The 15641-nt window shown below is 63.4% G+C and carries 21 protein-coding genes; 19 read left to right on the forward strand and 2 right to left on the reverse strand.

Going from position 1 to position 15641, the window contains the following annotated elements; translation table 11 throughout:
* Window positions 1-292: 292 nt before the first annotated feature.
* From AC3B5T_RS19305 to AC3B5T_RS19365, 13 genes are all read left to right on the forward strand, one after another.
* Window positions 293-736, forward strand: coding sequence for a hypothetical protein (locus AC3B5T_RS19305; protein WP_488357828.1), 444 nt, complete (start codon window positions 293-295; stop codon window positions 734-736).
* A gap of 73 nt (window positions 737-809) precedes the next feature.
* On the forward strand, window positions 810-1151 hold the full coding sequence (locus tag AC3B5T_RS19310) for a hypothetical protein (protein ID WP_231632841.1): 342 nt from the start codon (window positions 810-812) through the stop codon (window positions 1149-1151).
* 45 nt (window positions 1152-1196) lie between these two features.
* Window positions 1197-2183: a hypothetical protein gene (locus AC3B5T_RS19315; RefSeq protein WP_156354412.1), complete on the forward strand. Its 987-nt coding sequence runs from the start codon at window positions 1197-1199 to the stop codon at window positions 2181-2183.
* A 73-nt stretch (window positions 2184-2256) separates the two neighbouring features.
* Window positions 2257-2706, forward strand: a complete 450-nt coding sequence (locus AC3B5T_RS19320; protein ID WP_231632842.1) for a HEAT repeat domain-containing protein — start codon at window positions 2257-2259, stop codon at window positions 2704-2706.
* Window positions 2703-3029, forward strand: coding sequence for a hypothetical protein (locus tag AC3B5T_RS19325; RefSeq protein ID WP_084817377.1), 327 nt, complete (start codon window positions 2703-2705; stop codon window positions 3027-3029). The genes AC3B5T_RS19320 and AC3B5T_RS19325 overlap by 4 nt, the downstream gene beginning before the upstream one ends.
* The gene (locus AC3B5T_RS19330) at window positions 3026-3532 is read left to right on the forward strand and encodes a hypothetical protein (protein WP_055477349.1); all 507 of its coding nucleotides are present in this window, start codon (window positions 3026-3028) and stop codon (window positions 3530-3532) included. Before AC3B5T_RS19325 ends, AC3B5T_RS19330 begins: the two co-directional genes overlap by 4 nt.
* Window positions 3533-4095: 563 nt before the next feature.
* Window positions 4096-5607 (forward strand): IS21 family transposase, encoded by a 1512-nt coding sequence (istA, locus tag AC3B5T_RS19335; RefSeq protein ID WP_488357826.1) that lies wholly within the window; start codon window positions 4096-4098, stop codon window positions 5605-5607.
* The gene (gene istB, locus AC3B5T_RS19340) at window positions 5604-6392 is read left to right on the forward strand and encodes an IS21-like element helper ATPase IstB (RefSeq protein WP_457138401.1); all 789 of its coding nucleotides are present in this window, start codon (window positions 5604-5606) and stop codon (window positions 6390-6392) included. Before istA ends, istB begins: the two co-directional genes overlap by 4 nt.
* A gap of 130 nt (window positions 6393-6522) precedes the next feature.
* A complete protein-coding gene (locus AC3B5T_RS19345) occupies window positions 6523-6948 on the forward strand; it encodes a hypothetical protein (RefSeq protein WP_055476042.1) in 426 nt (141 codons plus the stop codon).
* Window positions 6917-7813 (forward strand): hypothetical protein, encoded by an 897-nt coding sequence (locus AC3B5T_RS19350; protein ID WP_488357829.1) that lies wholly within the window; start codon window positions 6917-6919, stop codon window positions 7811-7813. The genes AC3B5T_RS19345 and AC3B5T_RS19350 overlap by 32 nt, the downstream gene beginning before the upstream one ends.
* Window positions 7806-8099, forward strand: a complete 294-nt coding sequence (locus AC3B5T_RS19355) for a hypothetical protein (RefSeq protein WP_156354253.1) — start codon at window positions 7806-7808, stop codon at window positions 8097-8099. The genes AC3B5T_RS19350 and AC3B5T_RS19355 overlap by 8 nt, the downstream gene beginning before the upstream one ends.
* Entirely contained in the window at window positions 8083-8679 is a 597-nt protein-coding gene (locus AC3B5T_RS19360; RefSeq protein ID WP_156354251.1) for a hypothetical protein, read from the forward strand. Before AC3B5T_RS19355 ends, AC3B5T_RS19360 begins: the two co-directional genes overlap by 17 nt.
* A gap of 247 nt (window positions 8680-8926) precedes the next feature.
* Window positions 8927-9106: a hypothetical protein gene (locus tag AC3B5T_RS19365; RefSeq protein WP_156354249.1), complete on the forward strand. Its 180-nt coding sequence runs from the start codon at window positions 8927-8929 to the stop codon at window positions 9104-9106.
* Window positions 9107-9529: 423 nt separating this feature from the next.
* Here the strand turns inward: AC3B5T_RS19365 and AC3B5T_RS19370 are convergent, their stop codons facing one another.
* Window positions 9530-10285: a M23 family metallopeptidase gene (locus AC3B5T_RS19370; protein ID WP_055476037.1), complete on the reverse strand. Its 756-nt coding sequence runs from the start codon at window positions 10283-10285 to the stop codon at window positions 9530-9532.
* Window positions 10286-10450: 165 nt separating this feature from the next.
* Here AC3B5T_RS19370 and AC3B5T_RS19375 point away from each other — a divergent pair, with 165 nt between their 5' ends.
* The 3 genes from AC3B5T_RS19375 (at window position 10451) to AC3B5T_RS19385 (ending at window position 11617) form a co-directional block, all read left to right on the forward strand.
* Window positions 10451-10741, forward strand: coding sequence for a hypothetical protein (locus AC3B5T_RS19375; RefSeq protein WP_055476036.1), 291 nt, complete (start codon window positions 10451-10453; stop codon window positions 10739-10741).
* Between the two features lie 190 nt (window positions 10742-10931).
* Window positions 10932-11216 (forward strand): ArsR/SmtB family transcription factor, encoded by a 285-nt coding sequence (locus AC3B5T_RS19380; protein WP_442902706.1) that lies wholly within the window; start codon window positions 10932-10934, stop codon window positions 11214-11216.
* The gene (locus tag AC3B5T_RS19385) at window positions 11213-11617 is read left to right on the forward strand and encodes a VOC family protein (RefSeq protein WP_055476035.1); all 405 of its coding nucleotides are present in this window, start codon (window positions 11213-11215) and stop codon (window positions 11615-11617) included. Before AC3B5T_RS19380 ends, AC3B5T_RS19385 begins: the two co-directional genes overlap by 4 nt.
* Here the strand turns inward: AC3B5T_RS19385 and AC3B5T_RS19390 are convergent, their stop codons facing one another.
* A complete protein-coding gene (locus AC3B5T_RS19390; RefSeq protein WP_055476034.1) occupies window positions 11618-12820 on the reverse strand; it encodes a T6SS phospholipase effector Tle1-like catalytic domain-containing protein in 1203 nt (400 codons plus the stop codon).
* Window positions 12821-12933: 113 nt separating this feature from the next.
* On the opposite strand from AC3B5T_RS19390, the gene AC3B5T_RS19395 reads away from it, so the two are divergent.
* The 3 genes from AC3B5T_RS19395 to AC3B5T_RS19405 all read left to right on the forward strand — a co-directional run bounded on the left by AC3B5T_RS19395 (window position 12934) and on the right by AC3B5T_RS19405 (window position 15336).
* Entirely contained in the window at window positions 12934-13425 is a 492-nt protein-coding gene (locus AC3B5T_RS19395) for a M15 family metallopeptidase (protein WP_055476033.1), read from the forward strand.
* 289 nt (window positions 13426-13714) lie between these two features.
* On the forward strand, window positions 13715-14092 hold the full coding sequence (locus AC3B5T_RS19400; protein ID WP_055476032.1) for a YciI family protein: 378 nt from the start codon (window positions 13715-13717) through the stop codon (window positions 14090-14092).
* Window positions 14089-15336 (forward strand): RNA polymerase sigma factor, encoded by a 1248-nt coding sequence (locus AC3B5T_RS19405; protein WP_055476031.1) that lies wholly within the window; start codon window positions 14089-14091, stop codon window positions 15334-15336. The genes AC3B5T_RS19400 and AC3B5T_RS19405 overlap by 4 nt, the downstream gene beginning before the upstream one ends.
* Window positions 15337-15641: the final 305 nt, after the last annotated feature.

Here is a 15641-nt window from a genome sequence, read left to right on the forward strand (position 1 = left end):
GATGGGTACTTTGGCAAACCGTATGACAACTACTACACGCTCGAAAACACAGACACACACGGACCACGCATTGAGATCGGGTTGGGGTATGGCCTGACTTTGACATTGATACCCACGGACTTTCGACTCAACGACCGAGGTTTGACTCTGAACGTGGCCGGTCATCACATACTGCTCGAGTCCCAAGAGGTTCGGTTTTGGTACGACTTCGGCAACGTAGCCTTCGAAGTGTCCTCATGACACTGATTCGATCGAAGTGCGACGAAGAGCGACCACTACAGAGGCGTCGAAGTTGATCAACCAAGTGTGCGAACTCGCGCGCCAATCTCTCCTTGCATTCTTCGACACCTACTCCAAGTCGACCGTCATATATGTGGAAATCCCTGGCAGCGATCGTGGAAAGACGCTGGACAGCTACTTCTTTCTTGACTCCGTCGATGTTCGCAACACTGACGAACTGTACGCTGACCTTGGGTTTACGTGGGGGTTCTCGATTCACCCGACCGCCGCGATCCTGACCGACGATCTCTCCATGCTGACCATCGAAGGCAACAACGTGCGCTTCAGATCATCGAGTATGGATCGCTCTTACGCTAAGGGTTTCGTGCGGTTCTCCGTGGTCGCGGGCGCCCCCATTGTCAGAACACTGCGTGATGAGCGAGGCGCCGGTTTGCGTGACCTCCACCCGAAACTGGCGGATCTCGCCCTACCGAGGCGGGATCCGTCTAGTGAATAGGCATCTGTGCGAAGTGTCTAGTGCGGCCCTCACCAAGTTTTTCGAAACGTACTCGACCTCGACTGTGATTTGGATGGAGCTACCGGACGTACCGAGGGGTAGGGGGCTCGACTCGTATCTGGCACTCGAGTCTGTAGAGATCCTCGACGAATGTCGAATACACGCCGACTTAGGATACGGATGGGGATTCACGATAAAACCCTCAGGAGCCCTTGTCGATGCAGATCTGTTCACAATCACGATAGAGGGAACCGACCTCGACTTCGAGACAACCAGTGTTCATCGCCTTTACAGAGAAGGGTGGGTTCGATTCTTCGTCATTCCCAACACCCCGATAACAAGCAGGGCGAGAGCGAAGAACGGTCACGAACTCGAGGTCTTCTCACAGAGTACGGACAATGACGGTGGAGAGTGACGGACCGAACAGTCGTGCCGCAGCGGGCACGGAGAGGCACTTCGGATGCGCGCTCGCTACACAGGCGACCACCATCACATGTTCGAGAACGCCAGTGTCGTCGCAGACCGAACTTTCACGGCGACTGGCCGGGAGTCTGAATTGCCAGACTTGGTGAGCGAGCCCTGGCTAGGGTCGTCGATCAGATACAACCGGCCACGTGCAGGCGCGAATCGGCAGTCACGCCTTTGGGACATCGATCTCGGACAACCGATCGACGACCTGCGCCGCGATCTGTCCACCCTTCCCCTGAATCCACCGTCACCGGTGCAGTCTCTCGACGCGTTCGAGGATTCGTTTGCGGAAGGGTTGCGTGATGAGGAGGACTCGGTTAGAGCAGTCCTCCGAAACTGGACTGCTCTGAAGCAATCAAATAGCGAGTTCTGGCAGATGCTGTCGCGAATCTCCTTTTCCGCAGTGGATGAAGCCATGGTCGGCTGGTACGTCGACGAGTTCCCCCCGAACCGAGAGCCTCTCCCGGAGATAGCAATAACGTTCCTGCAGGGAACCTCGACTGGCTCGGCCGAGTCAGTCGAGATGCCGTCCGATTGTGTTGCCACGGTCGGATTCGCGCGACAGGCCATGGCGGGCAATCCTCAACGACCAGAACTGCACTACTCCCTTGACCTCACCGGCTGTGAAGAATTCGGCGAGTGCACGACACGGCTTGTCGAGTGCGGTCTCGTCGATCCCGCCGCCCAGGCGGAGACTCAAAAGGACCTGCGCCACGCACTTCTCGTGGGAGCCCTCGGTAATCAACCGAGCAGCACGTTGTTCGTGCACTGGACCGGACGGTTGAGCTCAGAACACCAAGGCCGGGTACGACAGAAGGCGCTCGAAAGGTCGATCGCGCACATGTTCGCTGAAGTAATCTGCGCACTCGAGGAACACGCCCGAGATGGCAGCCCCACTCCCACGATGGTGATTGACGTCGACGGTCCGGTCTTCGACTTGGCAGCGGAGTCTCCACCCCGTCCTCCGGGCATGCCATGACGTTGACGAGAGCAGTATGCATAACAGTGCGAATTGTTGATCCCGGGTTATCAGACCTTGGTGGACGAGGAGGATGATGATCGAGTCACGGGGTGAGTACGAGACTCTTATCGAGAGCGACCTGGTCATAGATCAGAATCGCGCAGTCCGCGACTCGGCGTTACTGGATCTCTGGCTCGAAATAGTCTCCGATCTTCCGCAATACAGGCACTTCGTTGCACGCAACAAGACCATCCCCCGCGAAGTTCTTCGGGTTCTGGTCGAGGATGACGATCGCGAGGTCCGGTTGACCCTGGCGATGCGACGCGCCGTCGGCGAAGATGACGAGCTGGCTGGTGTCCTTGCTTCGGATCTCGATCCGGCTATCCGAGCAGCGCTCGCGAAGAATCCGAAGCTCAGTCCACACCTACTGGTGCTGCTGACTCAGGACGACGATGAGTGGGTCCGCGACTGTGCGTCGCAGACACTTGCGCAACGACAGACCCACCCGTGCAGCGATTCGGACGGGATCGCATCGACATGAAAGACGGTGACCCATTGGGGCAGAACGTGGGCGACATCCCCCCAAAAACAAGCGACGATGCGCAACAGGTGGTGGCGTTGACCGGGTTGACCGAAGCCCAGGCAGTGACCCTGGCGTCGCGGGTCGGCGCACCAGCCTCAGATCGCCAGTGGGCACGCCTGGAGAACCCCCGCGATCGACTGTTGTTGGGGGAGTTGGATGCCAACGTCCTTCGCGACGTACTCGACCTATTGAGCGCGGAGGAGGTGACGGAGGTGTTGGGCCGATACGACGCCGGCCTGCTGTGTGATTGGGTGCAGAACGCCCTCGACGGCATCCGATGACCGAGCTCACGGATTCGACGGTGGCCGCATGCGCCCAGATGGCGGAGGGCCTTCGCGCCAATCGGTGGACTGCAGACTCGACCATGGACGCGGTGAGCCGCGCCCTCGTTCTCTCGGGCGGTGAGCCGGCACGGCTGGACTGCTACCTGCAGCTGTACGCGCACGCTCACGTCAACCAACAGCGAAGCCGCACACCGAGTCGCCTCGACCGTCGTGCCGAGCCGATGGCCTCACCGCTCGACAGACAGTGGACGATCACGCTCCTGGATGCCCCCGACGGCGACCGATGGGTGACGGAACTACCGGACGTCGCCCCTGAAGCGACGGTGCTGTACGCCGACCGGCCGTTCCTCCACGGCGACTACGACAGCTTCCGGATGCTCTCCGAAGCGCTCTACATCGCGCTCGAGAACGCACCTGTCACCGGTTGCGTATCGCGATCAAACACGGTCCGCCTGCTGGAGCGCGTCGGCACCTGGCTGTCCGAGGTTTCGCCACAGTGAAAGATTCGCACGATGTCCAGACGGGCGACGGTACTCCGACGTCACCCGCACATACGATCGCGGATCAACTTCTCGCCGGGGCCGTGAACCGCTCCACTGCGGCGGCGGAGGGTCGACAACTGATCTTGGCACTGCCATCGGATTCTGACCCCGCGGAAATGAGGGGTCTGAGTCTTCTTGCCATCGCGGACCTCACCGACGAGACCGGACGATGGGCTGTCGACCTGGCGAGCATCGCGGAGTGGCGCGACAACTCCTCAAGAGACCCGGTAGCCACCCACTGGTGGTCGATGGTCGTTCCGGGATTGACGACTAGCAACCCAATCGAGGCAGAAGACCACATTCAGACGCACGGGGCGTCAGCCGAGGAGCTCGACACCATCGACCCTCGTAAGCATTTGTCCATGGCCATGAGAAAGTCCCCATTGGTGGCCAGGTCGAGGTCCCCGCTGGTGGCCAGATAAAAGTCCCCACCCTGTGTTCGTCGTGTCGACCCGGAACTGAGGGCCCAGGCGATGACGGTGAAGGTGCCAACCGATCACCATCACCGCCTGGGAGTTCCATTGAAGTCTGCGAAGGACCGTATGGACATCATTTCTGCTTACCGAGAACTCGGAAGCTATCGCGCCGCAGCCGAGGTGTGCGGCACCACCCACAAGACCGTCAAGCGTGTGGTCGACCGGTTCGAGGCCGACGATCAACCACCCGACCGCAAGGAACGGGCCCGCAACTACGATGCGGTCGCCGAGTTGGTCGCTGAGCGAGTCGAGCGGTCACACGGCCGGATCACCGCCAAGCGACTGCTGCCGGTAGCACGTGCCGCGGGCTATGAGGGCTCGGCCCGCAACTTCCGTCGTCTCGTCGCCCAGGAGAAAACACAGTGGCGCCGTGATCATCATCGTGGCCGCCGCCCGGCGGTGTGGGCTCCGGGTGACTACCTGGTCATCGATTGGGCCGTAATCGGCGGGCTGCACATGTTCTGCGCGGTGTTGGCGTTCTCGCGGTGGCGGTTCGTTCGGTTCGCCACCAACGAAACATCCATCACCACACTCGGATTCATCGCCGAAGCGTTAGAAGAGATCGGTGGAGTGCCCAACAAGGTACTCGCTGATCGGATGGGTTGCCTCAAAGGTGGAGTCGTCGCCAACGTCGTCGTACCCACCCCCACGTATGTGCGGTTTGCCACCCACTACGGGTTTTCCCCGGACTTCTGTCACGGCGCCGATCCGGAATCGAAAGGGATCGTGGAGAACCTCTGCGGGTACGCGCAGTCGGATCTGGCGCAGCCGTTGTGGACCGAAGCCAAGATCGCTGCTGGTCGTGACGACGTGCAGCTGGATGTGCACGCAGCGAACCGGGCCGCGCGGGACTGGTGTGTCGAGGTCAACACCCGCCGTCACAGCGACACACTGTGCGTGCCTGCTGACCAACTCACGATCGAACGAGACACATTGAGCCCGTTGCCGTCTCTGCGGGCCCAGGTCGGTCCACCGCCGGTCACCCGTAAGGTCGATCGCCTCTCCTGTATCCGGTACGCCTCGGCCCGCTACTCGGTACCCAACCGGCTCATCGGCACCACCGTGACCCTCATCCAGGACGGTGAACGGCTCCTGATCGCCGAACCTACCTCCGGTGAGGTGGTCGCCGATCATCTGTTGGCCGCACCCGGAGAGGTCGTCCTCAACGATGCCCACTACGGGGGGCCACGCACCCCGCCCAGTCGTGCACCACGACCCAAAACCGCAGCAGAGAAGCAGTTCTGCGATCTCGGTGAGGTTGCTGAGCAGTTCCTGGTCGGTGCCGCGGCCATCGGGAACACCCGCCTGGGCGGTGAACTCGACGACATCCTCGGGCTCGTCACCTCCCACGGCCACGAACAGGTGCTCACCGCCCTGACCAGGGCGGTGGCATTCCGACGGTTCAAGGCCGCCGATGTGCGCTCGATCCTCGATGCCGGAGCCGGCACCCCCAACCCGCGACCGGCCGGCACAGCACTGCTCGGGCACCTGCCTACCGCGCCCACCCGCTCGCTGGATGCCTACAAGCTCGGCGCCGGCGACAAGGAGGTGTCATGACCACCACAACATCGACACCCGTTGCACCTCAGACAGTGCCGCCACTACCGGCCGACCTCGACCAAGCGCTACGCCGATTGAAGCTCGCCTCGATCCGCCGCACCGCACCCGAGGTCCTGCTCACCGCGAAAACCCAGCGATGGACACCCGAAGAAGTACTGCGAACCCTGGTCGAAGCCGAGATCGCCGCTCGTGATGCCTCCAACATCCGCAACCGACTAAAAGCTGCCGGGTTCCCGGTCACCAAAACCTTGGAATCGTTCGACGTGGCCGCATCCTCCATCCCGGCCAATACCTTCGAATACCTATCCTCACTGGAATGGGTTCGAGCCCAACACAATCTGGCCTTGATCGGCCCAGCCGGGACGGGTAAGAGTCACACCCTGATCGGGCTGGGGATCGCCGCAGTACACGCCGGACACAAAGTGCGGTACTTCACCGCCGCCGACCTCGTGGAGACCCTGTATCGCGGACTGGCCGACAACACCGTCGGCAGAACCATCGACACCCTGCTACGCCAAGATCTGCTCATCCTCGACGAGATCGGATTCGCACCACTCGACGACACCGGCACCCAACTACTGTTCCGGCTCGTCGCCGGCGCCTACGAACGCCGATCTCTCGCGATCGCCAGCCACTGGCCCTTCGAACAATGGGGACGATTCCTGCCCGAACACACCACCGCCGCCAGCATCCTCGACCGGCTCCTACACCACGCCACCATCGTCATCACCGACGGCGACTCCTACCGCATGACACACCGAACGGAGGTGCCACCCACCTAGAACATCCCGCACAGGGTGGGGACTTTTACCTGGCCACCAGCGGGGACATCAAACTGGCCGTTGACAGCATTTCTCACCGAGATGGACCCCCGACCGCGTAGAGCTTCTCGCTAGATGTCTTCAACGGGGCATGTCGGGCCTCGACGCGGACGAGTCACTGATTGTTTCGGCAACGATCGACGAAATGTCCGAGTGGTTACGGTGGCGAGAACCGGACGTCCAAGGGCAGCTCGTCAAGCGGGTGACCGATGTCGTCGAGGCCATCTCGGACGGCGATGCGAACGCCTTGTTCATGATTCGCGCATCCACTGACATGTCGGGCGAAGACATCGTCGGCATGATTCAGCGCCCGTCGACGCCGGTCGAACCTGTGACGGACGTCCGCGTGCTGGTAGCCGAGGCACTTCGGTCCATTGACAGCGGTTCACCGCTGCACGTGCCGTTGATCGACCGCGAGCAGGAGAGATGGTCACTCCGTGTGCGCTTCACACGATCGGGTACGAGCACCATCGCGGTTCTATTCGATGGACTCGACGCCACATCTGACGCACCATAGTTCGCTACTTCATCCGCGATACCAGGAGGACGGTTCCGCAGGTGCACCGATCCATCGCCACCGTAATCCGGCATACGTCCCTCAGCGCGTGTGGCGCCCCGTGACGACCCTCGAGATCGTCCGACACGCACTGCCGCTGCGCATAACGCGATGCGAGCTGAACGACTACAGCTTGCACATCGGTGGCATGGAGTGGCATCTGAACACCACGTGTCCGTATGCGATCGACACGGCTGAGGGGGAGTTCAGCGACGACTCCGCACCGAGCGAACTCGAAGAACTGGCTAGTCGACTGATCGGCACGACAGTGACGGTCGTCGAATCGAACAACGACATGGACGATCCCAGGTTCTCGCTGGACGAGGGCATCCGGATCTCGCTAACAGCAGACCCGAACGATCCGTACGAACCCTGGACGATGCGGGTGCCGGGCATCCTCTTGATCGGAAGTTCACCGTCCGAGATCGAGCATGTCCGCACCACAACGCGGGTGGTCGAACCCGGAGAGCTCGATGGCCTCGGCGAAGTGCGTGGCGTGCGGAGCTTCCCGCCGGGATGGTCGGTGTCAACCGACGAGTGGACCGTTGTCGTCGCGTGCCCCTGGCAGGTCGATCCACCGGTGGGGCACGCCCGCCATCTCGCCGGCCCGGCGCCCGCGGCTATCGGCATGCAGCTAGAACGCATCCGATACTCAGCCCGCCAGTGCGTCTTTGAGTTCAGCGACGAGCATCGCGTCATTGTGACGTCCGATGCCGGACGAGCCCCCTGGTTCATCAGCAATCGCGCAGCAGGCGTCTCCATCGTGGGCTTACCACTCGAGCCTCGAGATGCCCGCCAAGCCATTGACGGAGTCGCCGGTGCTTGATTCGACAGCGGAAGTAGTGCCGATCCTGATCGACGAGGCCCGTTCGCTGGTCGCGGCGTACACAGCGGGCAGTCTGTCTCTTGACCGCCTCGCCTGGCGACTGGAATCGGCCGTCAATGCCCTCGGCGACGCCGGCTGGCCGCGGTACTACGACCTCTGGGAGACCTGGGCGGAGATCGGAATCGAGAACGCGGTGTGTCTATATAGGAATCGAGATCCGAATCAGCAACTGATCGGATCGCTCTTCTCAGATTTCGAGGCGGTGCTCGATGATTCTCGTCTGTAACGACCTCTACCGTCCTGACGCCCTCAGCGGCACTGCCGCATTCGCGCTGACCGAAGGACACCGTTATACCTGTGTCGCCCACGCTGTGGTCAACGAGTCGTCGCGATTCCTCACAGTCGATGACCACGGCGTGATCGGATGGATCGATGGGCGATACTTCGACACCATCGAAGTCATTCGTCCGTTACCGCTTTCGTCGGCGTGGGGCGTGGCCGCAGAGCACTTCGCGAATGACTGGTGGCGGGTCAGCATCGCGCATCGATCGCTTTTGCCGCTCATGGACCGACTCGACGACGGTTTCATCGTCGGGGATCCGGACTTGGTTGCGTCGGTGAAGTTCGCCGTCCGAACCGAGTCTGCACGCGATGCAATCGTTCTCAGACTGGCCAGGTTCGAGGGCGGGTACTACGGATGGACGGAACTCTCGAGCTGGGCGCTGGACCAGTTGAATGAGTCGTCCAGTAAGGCCTTCTGGATTTTCTCCGACGAGCAGACGATGGTTCTGGCAGAGATCAGCGCACGCGTGGATGCGCCCACTGACACGGAAACATTCGTCGAAGGCCTCTTTCCGCGTCTGTGACGTCGTCCGCACACTGCTTTCTCTTGCTTCCGCGCTGTTCGAGACATTTTGGCCCGTACTTGTTCATTTCGACGACGAAACTTGCTTGCGCATTTACAGCGAGGTCTCAGCCACAGTCAGGCTGACAGTCGAGTCCGTCGACGAGCCATTTCCGCCGTCCATTCAAGTGTCAGGCAAGGTCGCGACTGTCCGAGTTGCCACCGGGCGAGTCTCCCTCCTCGAGGTGAAGGAGACACCTTGGGCGGCAATGTTTGTGTTCGACCACTCGGAGCCTCTCGGCGTTGCTCTTGGCGAGACCACTCGTAACGGCGACATCGAGATGATTCCGGATTCCTTCGTCGTGATCCGCGACCGGGAAACCGCCGAGCGCTACTCTTTCGACGGCAGCCCGAGCGGAGCCTGGGGCAAGCCCTTATCACCGAACTAGGCGTCGCAGTACCGACTCTACGAGGGCGTTCCCTGGCAGTGCGGCCTGCATCGGCACCATTGTTGAGAACTCTGACCGGTGCAGCACCATGCGGAGATCGATGGCCGATGACGACTCGACCGCGGGACGTCCTCTCAGATCTGGTCCCGACTGACCACACACTAACCGGCGAGGTTCCCGGTCGATCCGACGAGTTGGGCCGCCACGCACGGTGCGGTCCCGCCCGCGGCGAACGTGCCGATGTTGAACCCAGCACGACACCGGGGTAGCGGGTGGCTCGGAGGAACCAGCGGGAGCGACGATGCCGAGCGGATCGTTCGGACCGTCGAATCACATCCGATCGGAACGCCGACAGGTGATACAACACAGACGATCCCACCGACATGTCGGGGGGATCGTCTGTGTAGCAGGGTCAGGCGTCAATCACGGATGAACCCCTCGCTTGTTGAGCCACGCCTGCGGATCGATCTTGGTGCCGTTCGCGTCCCAGACCTCGTAGTGGAGGTGAGGTCCGGTGGACTGGCCGCGGTTGCCGACGGTCGCGATCTTCTCACCGGCGCGAACCTTCTGGCCGGGACGGACGAAGCTCTGGTCGACATGCCCGAAGACGCCGACGGTGCCGTCGTCCTGCTTCACCCGGACCCACTGGCCGAACCCGGAGGCGGGGCCGGACTCGAGGACGACACCATCGGTCACGGCATAGATGGGGGTTCCGACCTTGTTGGCGATGTCGACTCCATTGTGGTGGGTTCCCCATCGCGGGCCGTAGCCGGAGGTCACGGTGCCACTGACAGGCTTCACAGCCTTCTTGATGCCAGGAATACCGGGGTTGCCGGGACCGAACACCGACGGCGGCAGGACGTCGCGAGCCAAGTCGTCGATCTCGGGCGGCAGAACCAGGCCGGCCGGCAGCTTGACGTTGTCGGGCAGAGCGATCTTCGGCGCAGGCGGGGGAGCGGGCTGGGCCGTCGCCTGCGCTGCGGTACCGGCCGTCAGGCTGACAGCACCGACGAACGCGGCGAAGGCGCCGGTTCGCACAGCCGTGCGGGTGGTCGAGCGCGAGGCGGCGCGATGACGCCCGGGCCCCGACGCGCGCGGCGTCGAGTCGAGCAGGGCGCGGGTGGCGGGGCGCGTCGTGGTCTGGGCGTTCAGGCGGTGTTGAGGCACAGCGTTGTCCATCTCAGGTTGGGTAACGGTTCGGTATCGGCAAGGACACGGCGAGGTTACCCACGCAGACATAAGCGGACCCTGAGAGTGCTCGCTCATCGTCCGCAGAATCGCAGTTCACACGCCCAGAGAGATCTGGGTCACACCCGCCGATCTCCGCCGTGGCACCGTTGAACCATGCCCGATCCCGAACACACCCCCGACGGCCACCACATCATCGTCAACGGCCGGAAGTGGCGGGCGACGGATCCGTTGATCCCGGACGAACGCCGAGCCGAACTGCAGTCGATCCTCATGGCGTGGCGTCGGGACGTGAAACGGACGAAAGGCGCACCCGAGTCACGCCAAGGCGTCCAGGCCGCGAAGGTTGCGCTCGGGGAGCGCGGTACCCCGTGGTGGGAGCAGAGCGACGAGGAGCGCCGGCAGAGGTGGGAGACTGACGTCCCGCGACCCGAAGCAGAGGGTTGACGGGCTCGCCACTGCTCACGAGCGGTCGGAATGCCTATCGGCCGGCCCGCCGACCCGGCTGACGTGCCCAACCTCGGATATCGCCCTCCAATTCTCGCGGCCCTTTGTCGAGTGCCATTCCGGGCACGATCACTTAGAAGGCCCGCATCTCTCCATTGACATGCAAGTGGCGACTTGCCTATTGTCAGGTGTGGCCGATGTGTTCCATGCACTCGATGACTCGACGAGGCGGGCAATCCTCGACGAGCTGGTCGAGCGCGACGGCCAGACGTTGTTCGAGATCTGCGGTCGTCTCACATCGCGGCGTGGGCTGAACCTGAGCCGGCAGGCGATCTCGCAGCATCTGGGCGTCCTGGAGTCCGCCGGACTCGTTCACACCGAGAAACGTGGACGCTCCAAATTCCACTACTTCGACCCCGCACCGCTCGGCGAGATCACCGACCGATGGCCCACCCCTCGAAAGGACCTCCCATGAGGCTCACACTGATGTCCGTCTTCGTAGACGACCAGCGCAAGGCGCACGAGTTCTACACCCAGATACTGGGATTCACCACGCGACACGACATCCCGATGGGGGAGAACACGTGGTGGCTCACCGTGGTCTCACCCGAGGACCCCGAGGGCATGGAGCTCCTCCTCGAACCGTCCGGCCACCCCGCGGTCAAGCCCTACCGCGATGCGCTCATCGAAGATGGAATTCCGTTGGCGCAGTTCGCCGTCGACGATGTTCAGGCCGAGTACGAGAGACTACGCGGCCTCGGTGTGGAGTTCACCCAGGAACCCACCGACATCGGACCTGCGGTTGTCGCGGTCTTCGACGACACGTGCGGCAACCTCATCCAGATCGCTGCAACGAAAGACGTTGCCCCGCAGTGACTACTGCTGAGTAGCCAGCGGCGGTGCCGTGTCGACCGGCGCAACAGGCAGTTGAGCCTGCCCGGCCGGCGCTTCGAGCGGAGGTATCTCGACCACGCGGTATGGCAACTTCAGCTGTGACTTCTCAACCACAGCGGTCCACGCGCCGATGTTCGTTGCCTTCTTCTTGCGGGACCCGACGTTGTCGTTCCACCGAGTCAACGCAGGAGCGGCGATGTACAGCGGGGCGGCACGATCGTTCGCTTTCGCCTCGAGCAGACGTGACTGACCTTTGTGGCGAATGGTCTTGCCGCGCATGCGGAGCGGGCCGAACGCGAGCTTGAACACGTTGACGATGCCGTACATGGCGTTCATCGACTTGTTCGTGGTGTATTTCCGATCCGCGGGGTCGATGGGGTATCGGATCGGGGTGAACCGGTCGTACGAAAACTGCAAACCGGCGAGCGTCGCCTCGCGCACCATCCAGGACAGACTCAGTTCCGACGGCTCGGTGATCGCCAGACCCCCGCCGATGTCTGAGTGGACGCCCTCGAACCACACCTGCTTGACATCGATCTTGCCCTGATCCTCGTCCTTGACCTCCCAGACGCAGGGGTCGAACGTCAGCCGGCGTTCGTCGATGGCGAGTGCCTGCCGGGCCACTTCGACGTTCCTGCCCAGGTTCACATCGTGGAACTTGTGCTTCACACGAGTGATACCAGGGACGCCGAGCGCACCGACGGTGTCGAAGACGCCGATGAATTTGACCGGCACCCGGGTGCCCGGGGTAGATGCCGGTCGGTTCTCTCGCTTCATCCGGTAGTACCGCAGGACCGTTTCGAACAGATTCTCCGTCGGGTTCTCGGCAAGTTCGAGCGGCGTGACCAGGCCGACGTGCCAGATCATCCCGGCGAGACTCCGGGCGGTGTACGCGCCGCGGCTGAAGCCGAAGACGAAGATCTCGTCGCCGGGCTCGTAGTTGAGAGCGAGAAAGCGGTAGGCATCGATCAGGTTGGCATCGAGACCCCGCCCGAAAGCCCCGCCGATGACACGGTCGGACCAACTCGACCCGGTACCGACGCCGTTGACGTAGTGGACCAGCTGGACCGCGCCGTCGTCGGCATCGGTGGTGACGGCTCGGGCGATCTTCTCGACATTCGAAATTCTCGGGTCTTTCGACGACTTCCACGTGCCGTCACAACAGACCACCAGACGCTTCTTCATTTTTCCGACCCTCCACAGGCTCGCGCGCGGCCCACCCGGGTCACACGGTAACCCCTTTTCACGGCTTGATGCGATGAGTGTCGGTCGTACGGTTTACTGCGGTCATGAGGTTGATGGACGTAACCACCCGCCGATTGGCGATCATCTGTACCGCCGTGTTTGGTGCCCTGCTGATCGCAGGACTCGGTCCCGGCCCGGCGACGGCCGCACCTCCCACTGCCGGCCTCGATCCAGTACTGGCGACGGCCTACCAGCAAGCGTCGAACTCTGCTCGCGCGCAGGGGGTTCCGCTGTGGATCACCTCCGGGAAGCGAACACACGCCCAGCAGCGCCAGATGTGGCGGGACGCGATCGCGACCTACGGCAGCCCGGCAGCCGCACGACGCTGGGTTCTGCCGCCCGAGCAATCGCCGCACGTGCGCGGCAAGGCCATCGACGTCGGCCCACGAGGAGGCGCCGCCTGGCTCGAACGCACCGGTCACCGCTGGGGCCTGTGTCGAACCTTCGCCAACGAGTGGTGGCACTTCGAGATCGCCACCGTCCCCGGCCTGCCATGTCCCGCGATGTGGCCCGACGCGGCGGCCCGTGCCGATCGGTTGGGGTGACCCTTCGTGACGGCCCTCCGCAAGCTCCGGGCCTCCTCAGGGGACGGGGAGTACGGCCGTCCGCAAGCTCCGGGCCTCCTCAGGGGGCGGGGAGGGGTCCACCGTCCGCAAGCTCCGGGCCTCCTCAGGGAGCGGGGGCACGGCCCTCCGCAAGCTCCCGGCCTCCCTCAAGAGGCGGGGAGCGGTAGGGACGACGGAGAAACTTCGGAAAGATGTCGAATGGCGCGCGGCACGGTCGTCATCACTGCACACGGACCGATGAGCGGCCCGCTGGACGAGAGGTCAGATCATGCACTACTCGCTTCTGCTGCACTACCCGGAGATGGATGCCGCAACCCTCGGTGAGGAGGCCCTCGCCCAAGGCCAGGCGGCCTTCTCCGCCTACACCCGCGCGCTCCAAGACGCCGGCGTGCTCGTGAGCGCCGAAGTCCTGCAGCCCTCGGAGGTCACCACGACGCTGCGCAAGGTCGACGGCCGGCTCGTCGTGCAGGACGGTCCGTTCGCCGACACCAAAGAGCAACTCGGCGGAACCGTCGTCATCGACGTCGCCGACCTCGACGCCGCCATCGAGTGGGCAGGTCAGGCACCGCCGATCGAATGGGGAGTCGTCGAGATCAGGCCGGGCGCGACCTACACCGTCGAAGGATCGTGGACCCCCAACACGTGACCGGACGAGAAGCGCACACCGCTGCCGAACACGCTGCCCGCGAATCGTATTCGCGACTGGTGGCGCTTCTCGCCGCATCCTCCGGGGACCTCGCTCTCGCGGAGGATGCGCTGGGCACCGCCTTCGAACGGGCACTCGTCACCTGGCCGTCGGACGGGGTGCCGGCGAATCCGGAGGGCTGGCTGCTCACCGTCGGGCGCAATCAGCAGCGTGACGCCTGGAAGTCGGCAGCGCACCGCACGTCGACGGTCCTCGACGACACCATCTCTCATGGAGCGACCGCCGTGACCCCGTTCGACGACGTGGACCCCGACGCCATCCCCGACAAGCGGCTCGAGTTGCTGTTCACCTGTGCTCATCCGGCCATCGACGCTGCCGCCCGCACTCCGCTGATGCTGCAGTCGGTCCTCAACTTCGAGGCCGCCGACATCGCGGACGCCTTTGCGGTCGCACCGGCGACGATGTCGCAGCGCCTCGTACGCGCCAAACGCCGGATCCGCGACGCGCGGATCCCGTTCGTCGTTCCCGACCGGGAGGCCATGCCGGAACGGCTGCCCGCCGTTCTCGAAGCCGTCTACGGGTGTTTCGCAATCGCGTGGAACGATGCGGACGGGGCCGATCCCGACACCGTCGAATCGATGGCGGGGGAGTCGCTCTACCTGGCCGTCACGCTCGCCTCGCTGCTCGACGAACCGGAGGCATGGGGTCTCGCCGCGCTGATCGCGCTGTCGCTGTCACGTGCCCCGGCGCGAACCGGTCCGTTCGTCCCGCTTGAAGAGCAAGATCCCGCGACCTGGGACGCGGCGCTCATCCGTGACGGCGAAGCGATGCTCCGACGGGCGTCGTCGTTCGGCCGACCGCACGGTCGGTTCCAACTCGAGGCGGCGATGCAGTCCGTGCACGCCGACCGCGCTCGCACCGGTGTTGTGGATTGGGTGTCGTTGGAGTCGTTGGCAGCCGCCCTCGTCGCGATTGCGCCGACACTCGGTGCGCGCACCGCCCACGCAGCGATCGTCGGACGGGCGAGTTCGCCACAGGACGGGCTCGCACTCCTCGAGCGTCTGGACGGCGAACCGGGAGTCGCCGACTTCGGACCGTTCCATGCCGCGCAAGCCGATCTGCTCGTTCGGGCCGGTTCGTACGATGCGGCGCGAAAGCACTACGAGCAGGCGGCAGCGGTCACTCGCGACAAACGCGCGAACGAATATCTTCGACGACGTGCACGTGACGCGCGGTTGCCGTGAGTCACGAACTTCGCTGACTGGGTAGGCATTTCCGTCGACTGGGCAGGCTCTTCCGTCGACTGGGTAGGCCTTCACGTCGACTGTGCGTCGACCTGCATCGACTGTGCACATCCGACCGGCCCCGCCGCCACCCGATCCGCACAGGGCCGTCGCGCCGCAGCAATTGCGCCCAGGCACTGAGTTGCGTCCAAGCGAAACGCGAAATGGATGTGACTGGAGTTCACCACGGCCATGGACAAACGCACAGTCAACGCAATGTGACGCACAGTCAACGGATGCGTCCACCACCCGAACCGCGGGAATGC

This window comes from Gordonia sp. G4 (assembly GCF_057770005.1).

Bases quoted from the DNA above. Each gene is read 5' to 3' on its own strand.
- AC3B5T_RS19310 (WP_231632841.1), top strand. From the start codon at position 810: ATGGAGCTACCGGACGTACCGAGGGGTAGGGGGCTCGACTCGTATCTG.
- AC3B5T_RS19315 (WP_156354412.1), top strand. From the start codon at position 1,197: ATGCGCGCTCGCTACACAGGCGACCACCATCACATGTTCGAGAACGCC.
- AC3B5T_RS19320 (WP_231632842.1), top strand. From the start codon at position 2,257: ATGATGATCGAGTCACGGGGTGAGTACGAGACTCTTATCGAGAGCGAC.
- AC3B5T_RS19325 (WP_084817377.1), top strand. From the start codon at position 2,703: ATGAAAGACGGTGACCCATTGGGGCAGAACGTGGGCGACATCCCCCCA.
- AC3B5T_RS19330 (WP_055477349.1), top strand. From the start codon at position 3,026: ATGACCGAGCTCACGGATTCGACGGTGGCCGCATGCGCCCAGATGGCG.
- istB (WP_457138401.1), top strand. From the start codon at position 5,604: ATGACCACCACAACATCGACACCCGTTGCACCTCAGACAGTGCCGCCA.
- AC3B5T_RS19345 (WP_055476042.1), top strand. From the start codon at position 6,523: ATGTCGGGCCTCGACGCGGACGAGTCACTGATTGTTTCGGCAACGATC.
- AC3B5T_RS19350 (WP_488357829.1), top strand. From the start codon at position 6,917: ATGGACTCGACGCCACATCTGACGCACCATAGTTCGCTACTTCATCCG.
- AC3B5T_RS19360 (WP_156354251.1), top strand. From the start codon at position 8,083: ATGATTCTCGTCTGTAACGACCTCTACCGTCCTGACGCCCTCAGCGGC.
- AC3B5T_RS19365 (WP_156354249.1), top strand. From the start codon at position 8,927: ATGTTTGTGTTCGACCACTCGGAGCCTCTCGGCGTTGCTCTTGGCGAG.
- AC3B5T_RS19370 (WP_055476037.1), bottom strand. From the start codon at position 10,285: ATGGACAACGCTGTGCCTCAACACCGCCTGAACGCCCAGACCACGACG.
- AC3B5T_RS19375 (WP_055476036.1), top strand. From the start codon at position 10,451: ATGCCCGATCCCGAACACACCCCCGACGGCCACCACATCATCGTCAAC.
- AC3B5T_RS19385 (WP_055476035.1), top strand. From the start codon at position 11,213: ATGAGGCTCACACTGATGTCCGTCTTCGTAGACGACCAGCGCAAGGCG.
- AC3B5T_RS19390 (WP_055476034.1), bottom strand. From the start codon at position 12,820: ATGAAGAAGCGTCTGGTGGTCTGTTGTGACGGCACGTGGAAGTCGTCG.
- AC3B5T_RS19395 (WP_055476033.1), top strand. From the start codon at position 12,934: ATGGACGTAACCACCCGCCGATTGGCGATCATCTGTACCGCCGTGTTT.
- AC3B5T_RS19400 (WP_055476032.1), top strand. From the start codon at position 13,715: ATGCACTACTCGCTTCTGCTGCACTACCCGGAGATGGATGCCGCAACC.